The organism is Burkholderia sp. YIM B11467 (assembly GCF_052952715.1).
In genome coordinates this window covers 902,267-924,383 of record NZ_JBQVSQ010000002.1, presented here as the reverse complement: position 1 = coordinate 924,383, position 22,117 = coordinate 902,267, and the positions used below count along the sequence as shown (strand labels likewise).

Here is a 22,117-nt window from a genome sequence, read left to right as displayed (position 1 = left end):
ATCATCTGACATGCCGCTTTCCCTTTCTCCCGTCATCGCCGGTGCGCCGTTCGACATCGGCGTGCGCCTCGGCGAGCTCGCCCGTCCCGTGTTCGATGCGTACATGCAGCAGAGCGGCGCATGGCAGGCCGTGCGCCGCTGGCGCGGCCATCCGTTCGTCGATGCGCTGCGGCAGGCCGCGCTGGCCGCGTACCCCGATCTCGTCGCGGAACTCGACGGGATCGCGGCGGGCATCGGCTGGCCGGCCGAGGACATCTTTTTGTGGAACTGCCGCGGCGAGCTGATCCACAACGCGCCGGACGGCTGCACGACGCTGGCCGCGCGCGATGCGAACGGCACGCGCTGGATCGCGCACAACGAGGACGGCGATCCGTTCCTGCGCGAGCGCTGCCTGCTCGTCGACGTGCAGCCTGCGGGCAAACCGGGCTTCATCAGCTTCTATTACCCCGGCTCGCTGCCGGGGCATACCTTTGCCGCGAACCGCGCGGGCATCGCGCAGGCGATCAACAACCTGCGGATCCGGACGCCCGCGCCGGGCGTGCCGCGGATGATCCTCGCGCGCGCCGTGCTCGATGCGACGTCGCTCGACGCCGCAGCCGACGTGCTGCGCACGCATGCACGCGCGAGCGGCTTCCACCATACGCTCGGCGCGACCGGCGATGCGCGGCTGCTCAGTATCGAAGCGAGCGCCGCGCGCTGCTCGGTGGTCGACGTGGCGCGGCTTGCCGGCCATGCGAACCATCTCGTGCACCCCGGTTGCGACGCGGAAGCGCAGATCGTCACGCAATCGTCGGCCGACCGCCAGCGGCGTGTCGACGCGCTGACACCGGGCATCGACGCGTTCGACGAAGCCGCGCTGCTGCGCGTGCTCGGCGATCGCGCGCCGGAAGGGCTGCCGATCTATCGCGACGACCCGGCCGACCCCGACGACGAGAACACGCTGGCGACCGCGGTGTTCGCGATCGGCGCGGCGGCGATCGATTTCAGCATTCATCAACACGGCACGCAGCGCTTTGCGACGCGCATCGTGCCGTCCGGACGCGCACACGGCGCGTCCTGATCCATGAGGCAACGCATGACGACCGTTTTTCATCGCGCCCCGCGCGCCACCTTGCCCGTCGCCGTCGCAGGCGACGGCATCGAGATCATCGACTCGACCGGCAAACGTTATATCGACGCATGCGGCGGCGCGGCCGTCTCGTGTCTCGGCCACAGCAACCAGCGCGTGATCGATGCGATCAAGCGCCAGGCGCAGCAACTGGCGTACGCGCATACGTCGTTCTTCACGACCGACGTGGCCGAGGAACTGGCCGACCGTCTCGTCGATGCCGCGCCGGCCGGCCTCGAACACGTGTATTTCGTGTCGGGCGGCTCCGAGGCGGTCGAGGCCGCGCTGAAGCTTGCGCGCCAGTATTTCGTCGAGAAGGGCGAGCCGCAGCGCCGCCATTTCATCGCGCGGCGCCAGAGCTATCACGGCAACACGCTCGGCGCGCTCGCGATCGGTGGCAACGCGTGGCGACGCGAGCCGTTCCTGCCGCTGCTGATCGAAGCGCATCACGTGAGCCCGTGTTATGCGTACCGCGACCAGCTGGCGGGGGAAACCGACGAAGCGTATGCGCAGCGTCTGGCGGATGAACTCGAGCAGAAGATCGTCGAGCTCGGCGCGGACAACGTGGCGGCGTTCGTCGCGGAAACGGTGGTGGGCGCAACGGTCGGCGCGGTGCCGCCGGTGCGCACATACCTGAAGAAGATTCGCGCGGTGTGCGACAAGTACGGCGTGCTGCTGATTCTCGACGAGATCATGTCGGGGATGGGGCGCACGGGCTACCTGTACGCGTGCGATGAAGACGGCGTCGCGCCCGACCTGCTGACGATCGCGAAGGGGCTCGGCGCGGGTTACCAGCCGATCGGCGCGACGCTCGTCAGCGACCGCATCTACCGGACGATCGTCGACGGCTCCGGCTTCTTCCAGCACGGTCACACCTACCTCGGGCACGCGACCGCGTGCGCGGCCGCGCTCGAAGTGCAGCGCGTGATCGCCGAAGAGAAGCTGCTCGACAACGTGAAGGCGCGCGGCGAACAGCTGCGCGCATCGCTGCGCGAACACTACGGCGCGCATCCGCATATCGGCGACGTGCGCGGCCGCGGGCTGTTCGTCGGCGTCGAACTCGTGCGCGATCGCGACACCAAGGCGACGTTCGACCCCACATTGAAACTGCACGCGGCGGTCAAGCGCGAAGCGATGCAGCGCGGGTTGATGGTGTATCCGATGGGCGGGACGATCGACGGCGTGAACGGCGACCACATCCTGATCGCGCCGCCGTTCATCTGCACTGCGCAGCAGATCGATACGATCGTCGAGCGGCTGTCCGGCGCGATCGGTGCGGCACTCGCGTCGGCCGGCGCGTGATGGCGTCGATACACTGAACTTCACCGGATCATCGACATGACGAACAGACTGCCCCCTTTCGATCCCGCGTCGGCCACCGACGCACAGAAGGCCGTGCTGGCCGACATTCTCAGCGGCCCGCGCGGCAACCTGAACGGGCCGTTTCTCGGCTGGATCGCGAGCCCCGAGCTGGCGCAGCACGCGCAGAAGCTCGGTGCGTTCTGCCGTTATCGCACGGGTCTGCCGCTGCGGCTGTCGGAACTCGCGATTCTCGTGACGGCCGCGCGCTGGCGCTCGCAGGCCGAGTGGCACATCCACCATCCGATTGCGCTCGACGCGGGTGTGCCGGCTGCGACGGCCGATGCGATCCGGCGCGGCGTCGAACCTGCGTTCGAGTCGGACGATGATGCGCTGATCCATGCATTCGCGAGCGAGCTGTACGACACGCGGCGCGTCAGCGACGCGACGTTCGCGCGCGCGGAGGCGCGCTTCGGCCACGAAACCGTCGTGAATCTCGTTGCGCTGCTCGGCTACTACGCGCTCGTCGCGATGACGCTGAACACGTTTGGCATGCGCGCGGACGGGCAGACCGATCTGCCGTTTCCGGAGTAAGCGCCGTGCATTGATCGTGCCGGAACGGCGAGCGCGATACGTCTGACGATCGCGCCGCCGGCATCAATGCAACCAAATGTATTCATGCGGGATCAACGGCCGATGGCCGCGTATGATGGCTTGTTCACGTCGCAATGATCGGTGAACAAGCATGACGAGTACCCGCAAGACCTTGATGATTGCCGGTGGGCTCCTGGTAGCCGCGGCCGGCTCCGCCTACGTGATGCTGCTGCGCGCGGACCACCGTGCGATCGAGGACTCAGGCATCGGCGATTCCGCCGCGCCGGTTGCCACGGCGCCCGCGAACAACGATCACGCGGTGCAGGGCGCCATCGCGCCGCCGGCACCGGCTGCCGCCGATACGGCGCCGAAACAGGCGGCTGTCCCGCCGCCTTCACCCGCACCGGCGCCTGCGCCGGCTGCACCCGCAACCGCGCGCGTGAGCGCCGCACCTGCATCTGTCCCCGCCGTTCCGGTCGTCAGCGAGAAAGCACCGCCGCCGAAGGTCAACGTCGTGACGGTCGATGCGCAGGATTCGACCCCGCCAGCCGCACAACCCGCACAGTCGACCGCGCCGTCGCAGGTCACGCAACGCGCACCGCGCAAGCGCGATGGCCTCGAACGTCACGCGGCCGCAGCGCCTGCCGCAACGAAATCCGAAACGCCGGAGACCGCCGCGCTCGTCAGGCAATCAGCGAAGCTCGATCCGTCGTTGCCGCCGCCGCCGATGTCGTCGATGTCGGCAAGCAGCGGGTCGACTCGGCAGGGCGGCTCGTCGTCGGGCGCGAATCCGGTTGCTGCCGCGATGACCGAGCAACTGGTTCGGCAGTCGAGCAGTTTCAAGGCGTCGCCCTCGGCGAATGGCGATTCGACTACGACCAAGTAAGCTGCGCGATTCGAGCGTGAATTTTTTTGTGAAGATGATCGGGTATCGGGCATTTGGCTGACGTGTTCATTGCCCGGCAGTCGCGAGTGGTTCGACCTGTTCCGCGGCGGCATACATTCTTGCGGTCTCCAATTCCTTACTTTAACGTAAGGAAATCTGGGTCGGAGGCGCTATGGCATCGGCAACCGTGACATCGAAGGGGCGGGTCACCATACCCGTGGACGTGAGAACCCGCCTGGGTCTTGCGACCGGGGATCGAATCGCATTCATTCTCAACGAAAAAACCGGGCGGTACGAACTCGTTCCTGCCACGGGTTCGATTACCGCTCTCAAAGGCGTCATTCGCAAGCCGGCAAAAACCGTGTCGATCGAGGACATGAATGCCGCGATCGCGGAGCGGGGAGCGTCTGCGCGATGATCTGGCTCGACACGAATGTGCTGGTGAGCTATCTCGTGCAGGATGACCAGGCGTAGACGAAGACAGCGACCCGGCTGGTCGAATCACTGACTGCCGAGCACCCCGGCTATATCACGCAGGTTGCGTTGGTCGAGGTTGTTTGGGTGCTTGCGCGGGCCTACGGTTCGGACCGCGACGAGATCGCGCAGGTGATCGAGGCGCTATTGCGGACCAAGGAATTGGTCGTCGAAGCCGCGGAAACGGTCTGGAAGGCATTGCGCGTGTATTCCGGTTCGTCCGCGGATTTTTCTGATTGTCTGATCGAGCGGACGTGCCATGAGGCGCAATGCCAATACACGATGACGTTTGACGCGAAAGCGGCCAAGGTTGCAGGAATGCGACTCGTCAGTTGAAGGCAGTTCGCTATTCTTCTGCGCCTCGATGCGCCGACCAAGGTTTCGACGATAACGCCGCGCAATTTCCATCGAGGCGTTCGCCCGCAAACGCGCGTGAGACGAATCGAGTGGAATCGGGCAGCGAGCCGTTGACGGTACCGGAGTGGTCGAGTGCCGGATAAAAATGCCACTCGATCCGGTCGCCGGCCCGGCAGGCGTCGGTGGCGAGTGCGATCTGGTCCGGCACGAACACGTCGCGATCCTTGCCGCCCGTGCCGATGAAGATCGGGATATCCGACGTCAGCGCCGGATAGGCGGCTTCACGCTGGATCACCTCGAATGCCGGTTTGGGCGAGCGCTTGAAACTGCTGTCGTACGTGAGCCCATCCGCGACGATCCTGGATTCGAGTGCATGCAAGCAGGCATGCCGGCTCAGTTCGAACGCCGGCATCGCCTTGTCGTTCAGGTAATCGGCAGGAACGAACGCGGGATCGAGCAGCGCCGCGGTACTGATGCGCAGCATGTCGTACGCGAAGGTCGGGACGACCGACTGGTGCGCGTGTGCGCGCTCGGCATCGGCCGCGTGGACGTGAACGGCCGCATAGGGCGTGCCGGTTGCCACCACGCCGGCGATCGCCAGTTCGGGCGCATACGACTTCGCGAAGACGGCCGTTGCAAACGCGGCGCGTGCGCCTTGCGATTGCCCGAACACGACGGCGCGGGACGTCAGGTCGAAGTCGCCGTGCTGCACCGCGCGGATGCTGTCGAGCACGCTGTACGCGAGCGGGCGCGTCAGTCCGTAGGGATGCACGCCGGGCGCACCGAGGCCCTGATAGTCGGTTGCGACGATCGCGTAGCCGCGGGCGAGCCAGTCATTCAGATAACGCGTGTCGCGTTCGCTGCGGCGCGCCAGCGACGGCGCACACACGCCGGCACTGCCGACGGTGCCGTGTGCCCACGCCATCATCGGCCAGCCGCCTTTCGGCGGCGTTCCTTTCGGCAGAAACAGGGCGCCGGACACGACGATCGGCGTGCGGCCGTCGACGCCGTCGGTCGATGTGTAGAGGATCCGGATGTTCTTGCCGGCTTCGGTGAGGCTCTGCTCAGGCGTCAGCGGCTCGGCGCGCAGCAATTGTCCGGGCGTTGCCGGAACGGTGTCGGTCCACGCATAGAAGGTCGGAACGCCGGCGTCCCGCCCGACAGGGAGCGGTTCGGCGGCAAGTGCCCACGTGCCGACAGCGGCGCCGAGGGCCAGCATGACGAACGATCTGAGTGGCGTGCCGAGCATCATCGGTGTTCTCTGGTTGACGGGCGGGTTCGACGAAGCCTACGCCCGATCGGGTTGGCCGTGCAACGGCGTGTTGACGACGGGCCGCCGCGCGAGCGATGCAGCACGGCGGCCATCGATCGTTCAGGCGACGGGCAGATAACGTTCCACCAGCCTGGCCCAGAACGCGGAACCGACGACCAGGTTTTCGTCGTTGAAGTCGTAGGTCGCGCTATGCAGCGTGTTCCCGCCGTCGGTCGGGCCGTTGCCGATCCGCAGGAATGTACCGGGGCAGGCCTGCAACATGTAGGCAAAGTCCTCGCTGCCCATCAACGGCGCCATCTGTTCCGTCACGCGGGCCTCGCCAACCAGCTCTCTTGCGACTTCGATCGCAAGCTCGGTTTCGGCATCGGCGTTCGTCACGACCGGGTAGCCTTCCACATAATCGACGACGGCTCGGAGGCCGTAACTGTCGGCCTGCGCATGCACGAGCGCGGTGATTCTTTCCTTCAGCATCCTGCGGACATCCGCATCGAACGACCGGACGCTGAGGCTCAACTCGACTTCGCCCGGAATCACGTTCGGCGCCGATCCGCCGGCGATCTTGCCGATCGTCACGACCGCGGACTGCGTCGGATCGACGTTGCGCGACACGATGGTCTGCAAGGCCATCACGATACTGCCGGCCGCGACGATCGGGTCGTTGGCCAGGTGCGGGCGGGCGGCGTGCCCGCCTTTGCCGATGACCTTCACGAAGACCCGGTCGCCCGCGGCCATGAAATGCCCCTTGCGGAACATGAACGTGCCTGCCGGCGCGCCGGGATGGTTGTGCATGGCGAACACCGCGTCGCACGGAAACCGCGTGAAGAGCCCTTGCTCGACCATGCGCTTGGCCCCGCTGTCGAAGCCGCGTTCCTCGGCCGGCTGGAAGATCAGATGCACGGTGCCGTCGAATCGCCCGCGTTGTGCGAGGTGTCGCGCCGCGCCGAGCAACATCGCGGTATGGCCGTCATGGCCGCACGCATGCATCCGTCCCGGGTGGAGGCTCTTGTGACCGAACGTATTGCGTTCGTCGATCGGCAGCGCATCCATGTCGGCGCGGATCCCGATACGACGTTCGCTCGAACCCAATCGCAGCGTACCGACCACGCCGGTGCTGGCAATGCCCGTCGCGACCGTGTAGCCATATTCCTGCAGGCGGCTTGCGACGATTTCCGCGGTCTGCACCTCCTCGAATGCCAGTTCGGGGCAGCAATGCAGCGTATAGCGGAGCTTGCGCATGTCGTCGGCAAGCGGCTGCAGGTCGGAGAGGGAACTGAGGTCGGGTAATAGCATGTGCGGTCCAGGAAAAATGCGGCTGACTAGAAGGGGCCCCAATGCATCGCGACGCCGGTCGCAATGGCGGCGATGCAGATGGCGAACCACGCAACCAGCAACGGCATGACGAAACGCACCCACTTGAAGTAGGGGATGCCGGACGTTGCGAGGACAGCCATCAGGACACCGGAAGTCGGGTTGAAGCAGTTGATGAAGCCTTCGCCGAGCAGCACGGCCTGCACCGTGACCTGTCGGGTCAGGTGCAGCGTGTCGCCAAGCGGCGCGAAGATCGGCACGAGCACCGCCGATTCGCCGGACCCGGACGAGATGCCGACATGGATCAGCGCGGCGCTCAGGAACATGCAGATCGCGGCCAGTGTGGAGTCCAGCGGTGCGAGCATGCCGGCGAGCGTGTTGACGATCGGGTCCATGATTCTGCCGTCGCCGAGCACGATCGAGATGGCCCGTGCCATGCCGACCACGAGCGCGCCCTTGACGAGCCCGCCGCAGCCGTGGAGGAACGTGTCCGCGATCGTACCCGGGCGCATGCCGCTCACGATCCCGGCGGCGATCGCCATGACGAGAAACATCGCGATCATTTCGATCTCGGCCCAGCTGCGCGTCGACGAACCGTAGACGAAAACCGCCAGGCAGACGAGCACGATGCCGACGACGGCGAGTTGCCGTGCGTCGAACCGTTGCGCGGACGACGGCGACCGAGCGCCGGCCGCACGGGCCGTCGAGTCGGGAACCGTTGCGTCATTGATTCGACCGGCACGGATTCGTGCGGCGAGGAAAATAACGGTGGCCGCCAGAAACGCGACATAGATGCATACCCGGAACGTCATGCCGGAAAACATCGGCAGGCCGGCCAGGCGTTGCGACAGTCCGGTCGTTACAGGATTGAGGATGCCCGTGTTGAAGCCGGCATACGTGCCCAGATAGATCATGCCGGCACCGATTTCTTTCGGCAGTTGCATCGACTCCGCGAGCAGCAGTCCGAGCGGGACGAACGCGACGACCGAATTCGTCACCACGCCGAGTGTGCCGAGCAGCGAAAAAATGCAGCAGATGACGACAGCGGCAACGTACGATCCCGTGCGCTCGCCCGGTGCGACCAGCGCAAGTGCGCTGCGGACGGCACCCGTCGATTCGAGTACGGCCAGTGCGCCGCCGGTGAACAGGATGAGAAAGATGATGGGCGCGGAAGTGGTCATTCCCTTGGCCAGCGCGACGAACATTTGGCCCGGCATCACGCCGTGGCGGGCAACCGGTGTCAGGCTGTTCGGAATGACGAAGCTGACGCCGTTGCTGACCGTTCGCGCAAATTCGCCGGACGGCACGATCCAGGTCGCGATGGCGGCCGCCACCAGCATGACGAACAGCAGCACATAGGGGCTGATGGGCTCCTTGCCACCGCGCGCGCGGGCGGGCTGGCGCGGTTGCCCCGTGCCGTCGACTGACCGGCTGACGTCGTTCATGTTGCTCCTCCGTAGATGGGCTCGGGTGGTCAGCCACCCTGTTTTCGGTCCGGCGCGGGCTGTCTGCTTGTCCGGGCCGGCTCCGGGGCGGAGTATCGGCGAAATCCCGTCTGGAAAGTTGCCTCCGTCGCTGCAAGAATGTTGCATTGAAGGCAACACTGGAGCACCCATTGGATACGGTCGAACGGAGTCTTTCGGAGCGCACGCTGCAATACCTGGTCGCGATCGCAACGTACGGCGGAATGCGCCAGGCGGCGGTCGGTCTGGATGTGAACGTGTCGACGATCAGCCGGCAGGTTGCCGTTGCCGAGCGCGAGCTCAGGTTGTCGCTGGTCACCCGTCGCGGGCGAAAAATGGAGTTGACGGAAGCGGGGCAGATGGCGGTCGATTATTTTCGCGACTGCGAACGCAACGCCCGCCGGTTTCGTGCGCAGCTCGACGAATATCGTGGCCTCAAGCGCGGGCAGGTCACGATCGCCGCCGGCGAAGGGGCGGTAGCGAGCCTGGTCTCGATGGTCCTCAAGCCCTTCCTGGAAAAATATCCGGGTATCACCGTGGAGTTGCGCACCGGCTCGCTTCCGCAGCTGTTGTCGATGACCCGCGAGGATCAGGTCGATATCTGCGTATCGATCGGCGCGACGACGGATCCGACCTTGAACGCGCGCCTGTTCCAGAGCGAGCCCATCTGCGCGATCTTTTCGGTCGATCATCCGATGGCGTCGCGCAAATCCGTGAAGATGGAAGCGCTCGCCAACGAGCGCGTGGTCTTCATGCCCGCCGAGTTCGGGCTGCAGGCCCATGTCGATGCGATCCTTGCCGATATCGGGCGCATCGTCGTGCCTGCATTCCGCTGCGACCGGTTTTCGACGGCAGTCGCGATTGCGGCGCAGAATCTCGCCGTCGCGTTCATGACGCGCGGGGCAGCGCAGGAAAGGATCGCGGCCGGGCAGGTCGTCGCGGTGCCGCTCGATCATCCGATCGCACGCTCGTTCGATCGTTATGTGGTCACGCGTGCGGGGCGGCGGCTCGGTCCGGCCGCGAATTATCTGCGGCGGGAAATCGTCAGGTTGATGTCGACCGTGTAGCGACGAAGGGGGCTTTGACCAGCGTTCCGCCACCACTCGACGCAGATGCAAAAAAAGGACCCCGCACGCCGACCAAGGCATGCGGGGCCAAGAGAGACAAACTGTTGCGCGTTAAGCGGCGACCGCTTCTTCGGCCTGCGGCTGAGCGGCTGCAACCGGCGTCACGTCCTGCCGGATCAGGTGGTCGAACGCGCCGAGCGATGCCTTCGCGCCTTCGCCGACCGCGATCACGATCTGCTTGAACGGCACCGTCGTCACGTCGCCGGCCGCGAACACGCCCGGCACCGACGTCGCGCCGCGTGCATCGACGACGATCTCGCCGTGCTTCGACAGTTCGATCGTGCCTTTCAGCCATTCGGTGTTCGGCACGAGGCCGATCTGCACGAACACGCCTTCGAGATCGATGCGCTGCGCTTCACCCGAACGCAGATCCTTGTAGACGAGCCCGTTGAGCTTGCTGCCGTCGCCGGTCAGCTCGATCGTTTGCGCCTGCGTGACGATCGTCACGTTCGGCAGGCTGCGCAGCTTGCGCTGCAGCACTTCGTCCGCGCGCAGTTGCGCGCCGTATTCGATCAGCGTGACTGCCTTCACGATGCCGGCGAGGTCGATCGCGGCTTCGACGCCCGAGTTGCCGCCGCCGACCACCGCGACGCGCTTGCCCTTGAACAGCGGGCCGTCGCAGTGCGGGCAGTACGCGACACCGCGATTGCGGTATTCGCGCTCGCCCGGCACGTTGATTTCGCGCCAGCGCGCGCCGGTCGCGAGGATGATCGTCTTTGCCTTCAGCACCGCGCCGTTCGCGAGGCGGATCTGGTGCACGTCGCCCGGGATCAGCGCGTCGGCGCGCTGCACGTCCATGATGTCGACGTCGTATTGCTTCACGTGCTGTTCGAGCGCCGTCGCGAACTTCGGCCCTTCGGTTTCCTGCACCGACACGAAGTTCTCGATCGCCATCGTGTCGAGCACCTGGCCGCCGAAACGCTCGGCGACGACGCCCGTCGCGATGCCCTTGCGTGCCGAGTAGATCGCCGCGGCCGCGCCTGCCGGGCCGCCGCCGACGATCAGCGTGTCGAACACCGGCTTGCTTTCGAGCGACTTCGCGGCACGGGCGCTCGCACCCGTATCGAGCTTCGCGAGGATTTCCTTCACGCTGCTGCGGCCCTGGCCGAACGATGCGCCGTTCAGGAACATCGTCGGCACGGCCATGATCTGGCGCGACTCGACTTCATTCTGGAACAGCGCGCCGTCGATCGCGACGTGACGGATGCGCGGGTTGATCAGCGACATCACGTTCAGCGCCTGCACGACTTCCGGGCAGTTCTGGCACGACAGCGAGAAATACGTTTCGAACGCGTAGTCGCCGTCGAGCGCGCGGATCTGTTCGATCACGTCGTCGTCGAGCTTGATCGGATGGCCGCCCGTCTGCAGCAGCGCGAGCACGAGCGACGTGAATTCATGGCCCATCGGGATGCCGGCGAAGCGGATGCCGGCCGGCTTGCCGGGCTCGCCGATCGAGAACGACGGCTTGCGCTCGGCGTCGTCGCGGCGTTCGGTTACGGTCACGCGATCCGTCAGCGACGCAATCTCGTTCAGCAGCGCCAGCAGTTCCTGCGATTTCGCGCTGTCGTCGAGCGAGGCGACGAGTTCGATCGGGCGCGTGATTTTTTCGAGGTACGCTTTCAGTTGATTCTTGAGATTGGCGTCGAGCATGGCGTTTCGGATTCCGTATTAATGATTATGGTCGGGCACGTCGTGCCGGAGGAGGGCGCGGGCCGCGCGATGCGGCGGCCCGTATACGTGTGTCTCGCGCGCCTCGTGCGAGGCGCGCGGAGCGATCGTCAGATCTTGCCGATCAGGTCGAGCGACGGGGTCAGCGTTTCCGCGCCCGGCGTCCACTTGGCCGGGCACACTTCACCCGGGTGCGCCGCGATGTATTGCGCAGCCTGCACCTTGCGCAGCAGTTCGCCCGCGTCACGGCCGATGCCGTTGTCGTGGATTTCGCACAGCTTGATCTCGCCTTCCGGGTTGATCACGAACGTGCCGCGCAGCGCCATCCCTTCTTCCTCGATCAGCACGTCGAAGTTGCGCGACAGCGTGAGCGTCGGGTCGCCGATCATCGGGTACTTGATCTTGCCGATCGTGTCCGACGTGTCGTGCCATGCCTTGTGCGTGAAGTGCGTGTCGGTCGACACGCCGTAGATTTCGACACCCAGCTTCTGGAATTCCGCGTAACGGTCGGCGAGGTCGCCCAGCTCGGTCGGGCAGACGAACGTGAAGTCGGCCGGGTAGAACACGACGACGGACCACTTGCCCTTGAAGTTCTCTTCCGACACGGGCACGAAATCGCCGTTGTGGTATGCGGTTGCCTTGAACGGCTTGATTTGGGTGTTGATGATCGGCATCTGGTGAATTCCTTTGCTTCAGTGGTGAGTGGAGTGTTGCCAGTATCCGGGTTCACCCTGATCTTGTGAAATTGCTTGTTTCAATCCGGGGCATCGGGAATTTCTATCTGCTTCCGGCCCTTGATTGGGCGGGGCGGACGACGTTTGAGATGTTGCGCGTATGCGGGCCGGGAGGCGATTCGATGGGAATGTGAGGGGGAGAGGGGGCGTCGCGTGAATCGACGCCTTCAATCCGGATGCAGGGTAGCGCTACGAGCGATTCGGTTGCGTCGTGTCAGAGGACCCAGCCGATTTTTCGGCGAGGCACACGCCGTACCTTTTGCAGATGCGGGGAGATTGCGTCGAGTTGACGCATTTGCAATGCTGCCGCGCAGATCGACTCAGACCTGATAGGGCACGCGAACGCCGGGTTCGGTGGCGGGGAAGTCCTTCGTGTTGCGCGACACAAGCAGCAGCCCGTTCACTTGCGCCGATGCCCAGACGATCGCGTCGGGCAGGCGGATGCGGCGCTCCTGGCGAATGGTCACGGCGCGATTCGCGACCGTGCTGTCGAGCGCGATGACATCGAACGACGAGAGCCATGCGCGAGTCGTGGCTTCGTTATGTGCGGACGTGCCGACCAGGACCTCCATCCACGAGATGATGCTGATCGCACGATAGTGGTAGCGGGCCAGTTCGACGCGGGCGGATTCCACGCCGCCCAGATAGTCGATCAGGATGTTGGTGTCGAACAGAGCTTTTACCATTCCGAGCGCATTTCCTCCTGATACGCGAGCCCGTCGACCGTGCGATCTTTCCAGAGACCGAATGCGTCGTCGGCGAGCGGACGTTTGTGCAGGGCAATGTAGGCATCAATCGCGTCGCGAATGATCGCGGCGCGGGGACGATGTTCAGTCTCGACGATAGCGGCCAACTCGTCGAGCTGGCCGTCCGACAGATCCACCAGAATCCGGCTCATGACAGCCTCCGATATATGATATGCATATCATATATACTTGAGTCGGCGCATGCAAGACTCAGGCGGGTGCGGTGGGTGCTGCGTCCGCGTCAACCGATGTTCGGCAACGCGAGAAGGTGCGTCGCTCAAATCCCCGCCATCTTCCTCAACCACTCAGCCAGCCGCCGTGCCCCATCCGGCATGTCCGCGTCCTCGCGCGTGCACAGGTAGTAATCGCGCCCGTCGTCCAGCGCGTGATCGAACAGCTTCACGAGCTCGCCGTTCGCCAGTTCGCGTTCGACCAGCGGCGCACGCAGCAGCGCGGCGCCGAGATCCGCGCGCGCGGCGCTCAGCGTGAGCTGGCCGTCCTCGAACATCGGCCCCACCGCATGCGACACATGCCGCACGCCGGCGCCCTGCAGCCAGTTGACCCACGTGCTGCGATCCTCGTCGTGCACGAGCGGCGCGCGCGCGAGATCGGCCGGTGTGCGGAACGGCCCGTGGCGCTTCAGGAACGACGGGCTGCACATCGGCACCATCGCGCCCGGCAGTAGCCGCTCGCAGCGGTAGCCGGGCCAGTCGCCGGTGCCGAAGCGGATCGACAGGTCCGACGCATCGCTTCGGTAGTTGCGGTGATGCGCATACAGCACGGTCACGTCGACGTCCGTGTTGTCGGCCAGGAACGCGTGCAGCCGCGGAATGAACCAGCCGATGCCGAGCAGCGGAATCAGGCTGACGGTGATCTGTCGCAGCGACGAGCGGTCGCGCACGAAGCGCGTCGCGCTGCGCAGCACCGAGAACGCGGCGCTGATCGAGCGGTAGTAGTCGCGTCCTTCGTCGGTAAGCGCGAGCAGCCGGCCCTCGCGCACCGTCAGCGGCGTCTGGATGAACGCTTCGAGCAGTTGCAGCTGATGGCTGACCGCCGACGGCGTGATGTCGAGCTCGCCCGCCGCCGCGGTGACCGACCCGAGACGCGCGAATGCTTCGAACGCACGCACCGCGCGCAGCGGCGGATCGTGCGGCAATTGTTCGATATTTTTCATGTATCGAATTTTATCGAAAAGTCAGGATGAGCGGCAATCTGAAAATGTCTTGTGTTTACAGGTGCTTGGTTTAATCTGCAGGGAACGGCATAAGCATCCAACAATTGGGTATTTGGGGTTTGGGTGCTGAATATTTAATATTTTTCATGTTTTGATCCGAATCGCCGATCCCCACACATGAAAATCCCGTTCCTTCCCGTCAGCCTCGTTTTCTCGGCGGCCGCCCTGGCCGCATCCGTTCCCGCGTTCGCGCAGTCCGCGCCGCAGACGATCGCGATCGGTCTCGCCGCGCCGCTCACCGGCCCGTCCGCGCGTATCGGCAAGGACTTGCAGAATGGCGCGCAACTCGCGATCGACGACGCGAACGCGAAGCATCCGACCATCGGCGGCAAGCCGGTCGTCTACAAGCTCGTCGCGGCCGACGATCAGTCCGACCCGCGCACGGCCGTCGCGGTCGCGCAGCAGCTCGTCGACCAGCACGTGATCGGCGTCGTCGGTCACTGGAATACGGGCTGCAGCGTGCCGGCGTCGCGCGTCTATCGCGATGCGGGCATCCCGCAGATCGCGCCGGCGTCCACCGGCCATCAATACACGCAGCAGGGTTATGCGACGGCCTTCCGCATCATGGGTCACGACGATGCGGGCGGTAACTTCACGGGCGCGTATGCGGTGAAGACGCTGAAGGCGAAGCGCATTGCTGTGATCGACGATCGCACGTCGTTCGGCGCGGGGCTGGCCGACCAGTTCATCAAGGGCGTGCAGGCGAACGGCGGCGCGATCGTCGATCGCCAGTACGTGAACGACAAGACGACCGACTTCAGCGGCGTGCTGACCGCAATCAAGGGCAAGCGCGCCGATCTCGTGTTCTTCGGCGGCCTCGATGCGCAGGCCGCGCCGATCGCGCGCCGGATGCGTCAGCTCGGCGTGAACGCGCCGCTGCTCGGTGCGGGCGGCTTCGTGAGCCAGACCTTCCTGTCGCTCGCGGGCAAGGACGGCGACGGCGTGACGGCGCTCGAACCGGGCCTGCCGCTCGACCGGATGCCGGGCGGCAAGACGTTCGACACGCAGTACCAGGCACGCTATCGTGCACCGATCGAACTGCATGCGCCGTTCGCGTACGACGCGGCCGCCACGCTGATCGCGGCCGCGCAGAAGGCCGGTACGACGCAGCCGGCGAAGCTGGTCGCGGCGGTCCGCGCGATCGATCGGCCCGGCGTGACGGGGCGGATCGCGTTCGATGGCGAAGGCAACCTGAAGGACCCGGCGTTCACGATCTATCAGGTGCGCGGCGGCAAGTGGACCGTCGTCGACGTGCTCGGCGGCTCGCGCACCGTGGCCAAGTAAATCAACGACAAAGACGATCCCCATGACCGAACCGACCCAGACATCCGCCGCCGCCCCCGAGGACACGCGCCTCGGGATCCTCGCGCGGCGCCGCATCGAAGCGGAAATCATCAAGCCGATCTACGAGATCATGAAGCGCGAGTTCGGCGCCGAGCGCGCGCAGGCCGTGATCGCGGAAGCCGTGCGCGGCGCGGCCGTCGACGCGGGCCGCACGTTCGCCGCGCAGGAGCCGGACGGCACGAGCGTGAAGTCGTTCATCGCGCTGCAGGTGCTGTGGGAGAAGGACGATGCGCTTGACGTCGAGGTGCGGCGCGTGGACGACGCGCACTACGACTACGACGTGCATCGCTGCAGCTACGCGGAGATGTATCACGCGATGGGGCTCGGCGAGATCGGGCACCTGCTGAGCTGCGCGCGCGACAGCCATTTCATCCAGGGTTATGCGCCGGACATCACACTCACGCGCACGAGCACGATCATGCAGGGCGGCAAGCGCTGCGATTTCCGTTACGCACGGCAACCCGCGTCGGAGCAGGGCGATGCGTGACGGCAACGTGAGCGCGCCGCGCGTCGACGGCGACCGCCTGTGGGCATCGCTCGAGCGGATGGCGCAGATCGGCGCGACGCCGAAAGGCGGCGTCTGCCGTCTCGCGCTGACCGATCTCGATCGCGCGTCGCGCGACCTGTTCGTGCAGTGGGCGCAGGAGGCCGGCTGCACGGTGCGCGTGGACCGGATGGGCAACGTGTTCGCGCGCCGCGCGGGCCGCAACCCCGACGCCGCGCCGGTGATGACGGGCTCGCACGCCGATTCGCAGCCGACGGGCGGCCGCTACGACGGCATCTACGGCGTGCTCGGCGGGCTTGAAGTCGTGCGCGCGCTGAACGACGTGGGCATCGAGACTGAGCGCCCGGTCGACGTCGTGATCTGGACCAACGAGGAAGGTTCGCGCTTTGCGCCGGCGATGATTTCGGCCGGTGTGTTCGCGGGTGTCTATACGCTCGAATTCGGGCTGTCGCGCTCGGACACCGCAGGCAAGACGATCGGCGAGGAACTGGCGCGGATCGGCTACGCGGGCGCCGAGCCCGTCGGCGGTTATCCGGTGCACGCGGCGTACGAACTGCATATCGAACAGGGCGCGATTCTCGAACGGGCCGGCAAGACGATCGGCGTCGTGACGGCCGGGCAGGGGCAGCGCTGGTACGAGGTGACGCTCACCGGTGTCGATGCGCATGCGGGCACGACGCCGATGGAGTTTCGTCGCGATGCGCTGGTCGGCGCCGCGCGGATGATTTCGTTCGTCGAAGTGCTCGGCCGCCGTTACGCGCCGTATGCGCGCGCAACGGTCGGCATGATCGAGGCGCGGCCGAATTCGCGCAACACGGTGCCGGGCGGCTGCTTCTTCACGGTCGAATTCCGTCACCCCGACGATGCGGTGCTCGACGAACTGGACGCGGTGCTGCGTGCGGAACTCGCCCGCGTGGCCGACGAAACCGGTCTTGGCGCGCAGATCGAGCAGATCTTCACGTATCCGCCGATACCGTTCGCGCCGCGTTGCATCGACACGGTGCGTGACGCGGCCGAGGCGCTCGGGCTGTCGCACATGGATATCGTGTCCGGCGCCGGCCATGACGCGTGTTATGTCGCGCGCGTCGCGCCGACCGGGATGATCTTCGTGCCGTGCGTCGACGGGCTGAGCCACAACGAGGCCGAAGCGATTACGCCCGAATGGGCGGCGGCGGGCGCAGATGTGCTGTTGCGTGCGGTGCTGCGGAGCGCGCAGGAAGCCTGAGCGTGAGGCGTGCGGTCCGGCACATGGTGGTACGCCGGGCCGCGCCGATTCTCTCCCGATGATGCCGACGCGCGGTCCGCTTCAGACAGGCGGCGTGTGCCGATCGATGTACCGCCGCATCACATGGAACGCGGTATCGGTGCGCCCCGGCATCGTCACCGGCGCACCATCGGACACAAAGCCGAGCTTTTCATAGAACCGGTATGCCGATTCGCGTGCCGTGCACCACACGAGCGCGGCCCCGCGTTCTTCCGCGTGTCGCACGCACACCTGCACCAGCACCCGTCCGAAACCCATGCCGCGAACGGCAGGGTCGACGGCCATTCCGCGAAGCCGCCACGCCGGCCGCGCACGGTCGTCGTCGCGCGGCTCCTCGCAGAGCGACGCGACCGCCACGATGCCAGACCGATCGTCGCGCACCCCGACGTGCAGCGTTGTCGAAGCATGGTCGCCCGCCAGTTCGCACGCGTTCAGATCGCCGTTCAGCAGGATCGCTGCCCGGAGCGGGTGGGTCTGCACGGCTTCGATCGATGCGATGGTGAACAGCGTGTCGCCTGGCGTCATCAACGTTCCTTGTGTGATCCGACTGCGCGTTACTGAGCGGCCTTGCGCCGCGCCATATACGCGAGATACGCGACGATCTGATCGAGTTCCCGGTCGCTCAACTGATCGGGCGGAAACGCCGGCATGCTCCGGCCCGGCCAGTCGCGCACCGACGCCGGGTTGCGGATATAGCGGCGCAGCGCGGCGGGCTGGAAGTAGTCGACCGGATTCATCGGCGTGTTCAGGTCGGGGCCGGCATGGCTGCTGCCCGCGCCGTCGAGACGGTGGCACGCGAGGCATTGCGTGACGAACAGGTGCTGGCCGGCGCGTGCCGGATCGTTTTCGGGCAATGCGGAATCGACGGCGAGCGACGGCCACCGAGTAACCGGCGACGATTCGATCGTGATGCGCACGATCTGGTACGGCCACTGCTCGCCGCGTACAGACGACGCATCCGGCCCGAGCCAGACGAGATAGAACGGCCCGGCGCTGACCTGCTTGCCGGGCAGTTTCGGCCACGGATGGGCCGGATCCTCGATCGCGAGCCACGCAACGGCGCCGGCCGGCGCGCGGTGGCGCACGAGATCCATCGGCAACTGCGCGGCGAAGCCGTCGGCCGCGCGCGTTTCGAGCACGCCGTCGGCCGGCAGCGGCGTGTCGCCGAGCAGCGCGGCGAACGGCACGGCGCGGAACGTCATCGGGCGGCCGTAGGCGATGTCGCGCGGCACGCGGATGTCCGTCGCATCGGGGCGCGCGAGCAGCGTCTGGCGGGTGAGGGCGCGGGCCGTGCCGTCGGTTTCGAGTTCGAGCGCGGACTGCGCCGACGCGCGTTGTCCGATCAGGCAAACCGTCAGCAGCACAAGCGAAAACCACTGGCGCTTCAGCATTCGTTCTCCGGAAAAGGGCGTTCCGGCGGCGGCAGGAGGCGGAAACCGCGGCCGATGGAAGGAATCGGGCGACAGTCTATCCGGTACGCGCGGCGCTGGCGACTGCGGCGCGGAAAGGGGCGTGCGGGCAGGCAACGCGGGCCGACCGCGTTCGCGGCATTATCGATGCCGGATTGCCGTCAATGACTCGAACACGGCGCTTCGCTCTTCGGCAACGGCGTTTGCTGGCCCGGGTCGAAATCGGCTTCGCGCGTGCCCGACGGCGTCAGCGACACGAAATGCATCGTCGCGCCGCGCGCCGGGAAACCGGCGACGCCCGTCGTGCCCCACGGAATCGGCGAACGCTGCACGCCGCTCACCGAAATGTCCGCCGGCGCAAGCGCCAGTGTCAGCAGCCGTCCGTCGCGGGTCGGCACATACGCATGCGTGCCGGAAATGCCGATGCCGGATTCGCGCACCGACGCCGGCAGGCAGCCGAGTGTTGCCGTGCGGCGCCCGTCCGGGTCGATCAGCATCGCGACGCCGCGATCGTCCGCCGCCGTCGTGACGACGATGAAGCGGTCGATTGCCGCCACGTAGGCCGACGCGTACACGTAGTACCGGATGGCCTCGTTCAACGGCCCCAGCGTGTCCAGCTTCGCCGTGACCGGATCGAACAGCGCGTATTCGAGCGTCGCGTCCGTGCTGCCTTCGATGAATTTTTGCCAGACGAGCAGCGCGTTGCGCGGCGATCCCGCGATCACCGGCCACCACTCGCGGCGGTGCGGCGCGACCGCGACGTGGTTCAGCACGCGCCCGGCCGCGTCGTAGGTTTTCAGGTAGACGCCGTTGCCGGTACCGAGGTTGTCGACGCCGCCGCCATCGACCCAGTCGGCGGAATAGAACACGACGAAGCGTTCGCCGACCGTGGCGACATGCCCCGAGTGACCGCCCGACTCGACGTCGTTCGGGTAGGGCTTGATCGGCTTCAGGTCGCGGCGGTAGACGCCGTAGCGCTGGCTGACTTCCTGCGGCGCGTTCCAGCCGTCCTCGAACGTGACGAAGATGTCGCCGCGCGCGTTCTGCGCGATCGACACGGGTTCCTGCGCCTCGGGGCGGCTGATGAACGTATGGACGTGCAGCAGGTGCGGCTTGCCGGGCAGCCATTCGCCGACGTACACGTCATGCGGCCAGTTGCCGTTGCGCATCGCGCCGCGTGGCACGATGCCCGAGCTGCTGAAGAACACCCAGCGGTTGCCGTTGCCCGCGTCGGCCACGCCGATGCCGTGCATGAAACGCCGCGGGTCGCCGGTCTCCTGCGGCGGCGGGGAACTCTGCACGGCGACCGTATGCACGGCCGGCGAGCCGGCGAAGGCCGGCGGCGCTGCCGCGACGACGCAGCACGCGCCGCACAGCGCAGCCGCGACGCGCCGCGCGACCGCCTGCGCCGCGCGCGTGCGCCGTATCATTCGACCGTCACCGATTTCGCGAGGTTGCGCGGCTTGTCGACGTCGGCGCCGCGCGCGCAGCCGACGTGATACGCGAGCAGTTGCAGCGGAATCACGTTGACGATCGGCGACAGCAGGTCGCCCGATTCGCGCACGCGGATCAGGTGCGTGTCGCGGTCGGCGTCGATTTCGAGCTGATTACCGGCCAGTACGTAGAGCCGCCCGCCGCGCGCACGCACCTCGGCCATGTTGGACTTCAGCTTCTGGAACAGGCGGTCGTCCGGCGCGATCGTGACGACCGGCATCGCGCTGGTGACGAGCGCGAGCGGGCCGTGCTTCAGCTCGCCGGCCGCATAACCTTCCGCGTGGATGTACGACACCTCCTTGAGCTTCAGCGCGCCTTCCATCGCGATCGGGAAATGGATGCCGCGCCCGAGGAACAGCGCGTTCTCGGTGCGCGCGAACTTCGCGGCCCAGCCCATGATCTGCGTTTCCAGCGCGAGCGCATGGCTGATGCGGCCGGACAGCGCGCGCAACTGCTTCAGGTGCATCGCGACCTGTGCCGCGTCGAGCCGGCCGCGCAGCTGCGCGAGCGTCAGCGTCAGCACGAACAGCGCGACGAGCTGTGTCGTGAATGCCTTGGTCGACGCGACGCCGAGCTCGATGCCGGCCCGCGTGAGGAACCGGAGCGGCGCGTTGCGCGCGATCGTGCTGGTCGCCACGTTGCAGATCGCCATCGACAGTTCCTGGCCCATCTCGCGCGCGCGCTCGATCGCGCCGATCGTGTCGGCCGTTTCGCCCGACTGCGAGATGCCGACCACGAGCGTGCGCGGATCGGCCACGGTATCGCGGTAGCGGAATTCGCTGGCGACCTCGACCTGCGCCGGCACGCCCGCGATGCTCTCGAGCCAGTACTTCGCGGTCAGGCCCGCGTAGTAGCTGGTGCCGCAGCCGAGCAGCAGCACGCTCCGCACTCGCGACAGCAGCGCGCGCGTGCTGTCGGTCGCATCGAACAGCGCCGGCGAGATCGTGTCGATGCCGTCGAGCGTGCTGTCGATCGCCTTCGGCTGCTCGAAGATCTCCTTCTGCATGAAGTGCTGGTAAGGGCCGAGCGCAACGTCGCCGTCGCGCGCCTTCACCTGGCACAACGGGCGCTGCGCTTCCTGCCCGCCCGCGTCGACCACGGCGATGCGTTCCGGCGTGATCAGCGCGACGTCGCCGTCTTCCAGGTAGATGAAACGGTCGGTCAGGTCGCCGAGCGCCGCGCAGTCCGACGCCAGGTAATTCTGCTCAGCGCCGATGCCGATCACGAGCGGCGAGCCGGCGCGCGCGGCGACGAGACGCTGCGGCTCGCGCGCGCTCAGCACCGCGATCGCGTATGCGCCGTGCAGCCGCTTGACGGCGTGCACGACCGCGTCGAACAGGTCGTCGCGATAGACGCTGTGGATCAGGTGTGCGATCACCTCGGTGTCGGTTTCGCCGCGAAACGCGTAGCCGCGCTGCCGCAGCTCGGTGCGCAGCGCGTCGTGGTTCTCGATGATCCCGTTGTGCACGACCGCGATCGTGTCGCCCGACATGATCGGGTGCGCGTTCATCTCCGACGGCGCGCCGTGCGTCGCCCAGCGCGTATGCGCGATGCAGGTCTGCGCTTCGAGACCGAGCGTCATCACGCGATCCTGCAGGTCCGTCACGCGCCGCAGCGTGCGTTCGCTGCGCAGGCGTCCGGCGTCCTGCACGGCGATGCCGCATGAATCGTAGCCGCGATACTCGAGCCGGCTTAGTGCATTGACCAGTTGCGGCACCTGATTTTTCAGGCCGCTTGCTCCGACGATTCCGCACATGATTCACCTCGTCCACAAGAAGTTGCCGGCCTGCCGGCGAAACACGGCAGCGCGGCGTCAGGAGCTACGCCGCG

At 66.4% G+C, this 22,117-nt stretch carries 22 protein-coding genes and 1 pseudogene; 11 read left to right on the top strand and 12 right to left on the bottom strand.

The genetic code is table 11. From position 1 onward, the window contains the following. The first annotated feature begins 10 nt into the window (after nucleotides 1-10). The 6 genes and pseudogenes from ACTRWB_RS11275 (at nucleotide 11) to ACTRWB_RS11250 (ending at nucleotide 4,697) form a co-directional block, all read left to right on the top strand. Nucleotides 11-1,060: a C45 family autoproteolytic acyltransferase/hydolase gene (locus ACTRWB_RS11275; RefSeq protein WP_446901933.1), complete on the top strand. Its 1,050-nt coding sequence runs from the start codon at nucleotides 11-13 to the stop codon at nucleotides 1,058-1,060. A 15-nt stretch (nucleotides 1,061-1,075) separates the two neighbouring features. Further along, the gene (locus ACTRWB_RS11270; RefSeq protein ID WP_446901932.1) at nucleotides 1,076-2,410 is read left to right on the top strand and encodes an aspartate aminotransferase family protein; all 1,335 of its coding nucleotides are present in this window, start codon (nucleotides 1,076-1,078) and stop codon (nucleotides 2,408-2,410) included. A 36-nt stretch (nucleotides 2,411-2,446) separates the two neighbouring features. Continuing rightward, nucleotides 2,447-3,001: a carboxymuconolactone decarboxylase family protein gene (locus tag ACTRWB_RS11265; protein WP_446901931.1), complete on the top strand. Its 555-nt coding sequence runs from the start codon at nucleotides 2,447-2,449 to the stop codon at nucleotides 2,999-3,001. 151 nt (nucleotides 3,002-3,152) lie between these two features. Next, a complete protein-coding gene (locus ACTRWB_RS11260) occupies nucleotides 3,153-3,887 on the top strand; it encodes an extensin (RefSeq protein ID WP_446901930.1) in 735 nt (244 codons plus the stop codon). 172 nt (nucleotides 3,888-4,059) lie between these two features. Then, nucleotides 4,060-4,305, top strand: a complete 246-nt coding sequence (locus tag ACTRWB_RS11255; RefSeq protein ID WP_446901929.1) for an AbrB/MazE/SpoVT family DNA-binding domain-containing protein — start codon at nucleotides 4,060-4,062, stop codon at nucleotides 4,303-4,305. Further along, nucleotides 4,302-4,697, top strand: a pseudogene (locus ACTRWB_RS11250) (PIN domain-containing protein). The gene ACTRWB_RS11255 and the pseudogene ACTRWB_RS11250 overlap by 4 nt, the downstream one beginning before the upstream one ends. 10 nt (nucleotides 4,698-4,707) lie before the next feature. Here ACTRWB_RS11250 and ACTRWB_RS11245 read toward each other — a convergent pair. Continuing rightward, nucleotides 4,708-5,937 (bottom strand): lipase family protein, encoded by a 1,230-nt coding sequence (locus ACTRWB_RS11245; RefSeq protein WP_446901928.1) that lies wholly within the window; start codon nucleotides 5,935-5,937, stop codon nucleotides 4,708-4,710. On the opposite strand from ACTRWB_RS11245, the gene ACTRWB_RS11240 reads away from it, so the two are divergent. Continuing rightward, nucleotides 5,936-6,109, top strand: coding sequence for a hypothetical protein (locus tag ACTRWB_RS11240; RefSeq protein WP_446901927.1), 174 nt, complete (start codon nucleotides 5,936-5,938; stop codon nucleotides 6,107-6,109). The genes ACTRWB_RS11245 and ACTRWB_RS11240 overlap by 2 nt on opposite strands. Here ACTRWB_RS11240 and ACTRWB_RS11235 read toward each other — a convergent pair. Continuing rightward, nucleotides 6,091-7,281, bottom strand: coding sequence for a M20 aminoacylase family protein (locus ACTRWB_RS11235; RefSeq protein WP_446901926.1), 1,191 nt, complete (start codon nucleotides 7,279-7,281; stop codon nucleotides 6,091-6,093). The genes ACTRWB_RS11240 and ACTRWB_RS11235 overlap by 19 nt on opposite strands. 26 nt (nucleotides 7,282-7,307) lie before the next feature. Continuing rightward, the gene (locus tag ACTRWB_RS11230) at nucleotides 7,308-8,915 is read right to left on the bottom strand and encodes a YfcC family protein (protein ID WP_446901925.1); all 1,608 of its coding nucleotides are present in this window, start codon (nucleotides 8,913-8,915) and stop codon (nucleotides 7,308-7,310) included. Here ACTRWB_RS11230 and ACTRWB_RS11225 point away from each other — a divergent pair. Continuing rightward, nucleotides 8,915-9,829 carry a LysR family transcriptional regulator gene (locus tag ACTRWB_RS11225; RefSeq protein ID WP_446901924.1) on the top strand — a complete coding sequence of 305 codons (915 nt, stop codon included), beginning with the start codon at nucleotides 8,915-8,917 and terminating at the stop codon, nucleotides 9,827-9,829. The two genes, ACTRWB_RS11230 and ACTRWB_RS11225, sit on opposite strands and share 1 nt — an antisense overlap. A 111-nt stretch (nucleotides 9,830-9,940) precedes the next feature. Here ACTRWB_RS11225 and ahpF read toward each other — a convergent pair whose 3' ends face one another. The 5 genes from ahpF to ACTRWB_RS11200 form a co-directional block, all read right to left on the bottom strand. Next, complete coding sequence (ahpF, locus tag ACTRWB_RS11220) at nucleotides 9,941-11,539, bottom strand: alkyl hydroperoxide reductase subunit F (protein WP_446901923.1); 1,599 nt, start codon at nucleotides 11,537-11,539, stop codon at nucleotides 9,941-9,943. A 128-nt stretch (nucleotides 11,540-11,667) separates the two neighbouring features. Beyond that, nucleotides 11,668-12,231, bottom strand: a complete 564-nt coding sequence (gene ahpC, locus ACTRWB_RS11215; protein WP_006488685.1) for an alkyl hydroperoxide reductase subunit C — start codon at nucleotides 12,229-12,231, stop codon at nucleotides 11,668-11,670. Between the two features lie 380 nt (nucleotides 12,232-12,611). Further along, nucleotides 12,612-12,977 carry a type II toxin-antitoxin system VapC family toxin gene (locus tag ACTRWB_RS11210; protein ID WP_129517107.1) on the bottom strand — a complete coding sequence of 122 codons (366 nt, stop codon included), beginning with the start codon at nucleotides 12,975-12,977 and terminating at the stop codon, nucleotides 12,612-12,614. After that, nucleotides 12,971-13,189, bottom strand: a complete 219-nt coding sequence (locus ACTRWB_RS11205) for a ribbon-helix-helix protein, CopG family (RefSeq protein WP_048251327.1) — start codon at nucleotides 13,187-13,189, stop codon at nucleotides 12,971-12,973. The genes ACTRWB_RS11210 and ACTRWB_RS11205 overlap by 7 nt, the downstream gene beginning before the upstream one ends. A 125-nt stretch (nucleotides 13,190-13,314) precedes the next feature. Further along, complete coding sequence (locus tag ACTRWB_RS11200; RefSeq protein ID WP_021160899.1) at nucleotides 13,315-14,211, bottom strand: LysR substrate-binding domain-containing protein; 897 nt, start codon at nucleotides 14,209-14,211, stop codon at nucleotides 13,315-13,317. A gap of 177 nt (nucleotides 14,212-14,388) precedes the next feature. Between ACTRWB_RS11200 and ACTRWB_RS11195 the strand changes: the two genes are divergently transcribed. Genes ACTRWB_RS11195 through ACTRWB_RS11185 form a run of 3 tightly spaced genes read left to right on the top strand, consistent with a single transcriptional unit; the run spans nucleotide 14,389 to nucleotide 17,345 of the window. Further along, a complete protein-coding gene (locus tag ACTRWB_RS11195; RefSeq protein WP_446901922.1) occupies nucleotides 14,389-15,555 on the top strand; it encodes a branched-chain amino acid ABC transporter substrate-binding protein in 1,167 nt (388 codons plus the stop codon). Nucleotides 15,556-15,577: 22 nt separating this feature from the next. Beyond that, a complete protein-coding gene (locus tag ACTRWB_RS11190) occupies nucleotides 15,578-16,102 on the top strand; it encodes an L-2-amino-thiazoline-4-carboxylic acid hydrolase (protein ID WP_419689178.1) in 525 nt (174 codons plus the stop codon). Beyond that, nucleotides 16,095-17,345 (top strand): Zn-dependent hydrolase, encoded by a 1,251-nt coding sequence (locus ACTRWB_RS11185; protein WP_446901921.1) that lies wholly within the window; start codon nucleotides 16,095-16,097, stop codon nucleotides 17,343-17,345. The genes ACTRWB_RS11190 and ACTRWB_RS11185 overlap by 8 nt, the downstream gene beginning before the upstream one ends. An 81-nt stretch (nucleotides 17,346-17,426) precedes the next feature. On the opposite strand, the gene ACTRWB_RS11180 is transcribed toward ACTRWB_RS11185, so the two are convergent. The 4 genes from ACTRWB_RS11180 to glmS all read right to left on the bottom strand — a co-directional run bounded on the left by ACTRWB_RS11180 (nucleotide 17,427) and on the right by glmS (nucleotide 22,043). Beyond that, nucleotides 17,427-17,909: a GNAT family N-acetyltransferase gene (locus tag ACTRWB_RS11180; protein WP_446901920.1), complete on the bottom strand. Its 483-nt coding sequence runs from the start codon at nucleotides 17,907-17,909 to the stop codon at nucleotides 17,427-17,429. Between the two features lie 29 nt (nucleotides 17,910-17,938). Further along, nucleotides 17,939-18,775: a c-type cytochrome gene (locus ACTRWB_RS11175; RefSeq protein WP_129517113.1), complete on the bottom strand. Its 837-nt coding sequence runs from the start codon at nucleotides 18,773-18,775 to the stop codon at nucleotides 17,939-17,941. Nucleotides 18,776-18,954: 179 nt separating this feature from the next. After that, nucleotides 18,955-20,223: a hypothetical protein gene (locus ACTRWB_RS11170; RefSeq protein WP_446901919.1), complete on the bottom strand. Its 1,269-nt coding sequence runs from the start codon at nucleotides 20,221-20,223 to the stop codon at nucleotides 18,955-18,957. After that, a complete protein-coding gene (gene glmS, locus ACTRWB_RS11165) occupies nucleotides 20,220-22,043 on the bottom strand; it encodes a glutamine--fructose-6-phosphate transaminase (isomerizing) (protein ID WP_446901918.1) in 1,824 nt (607 codons plus the stop codon). Before glmS ends, ACTRWB_RS11170 begins: the two co-directional genes overlap by 4 nt. Nucleotides 22,044-22,117 lie beyond the last annotated feature (74 nt).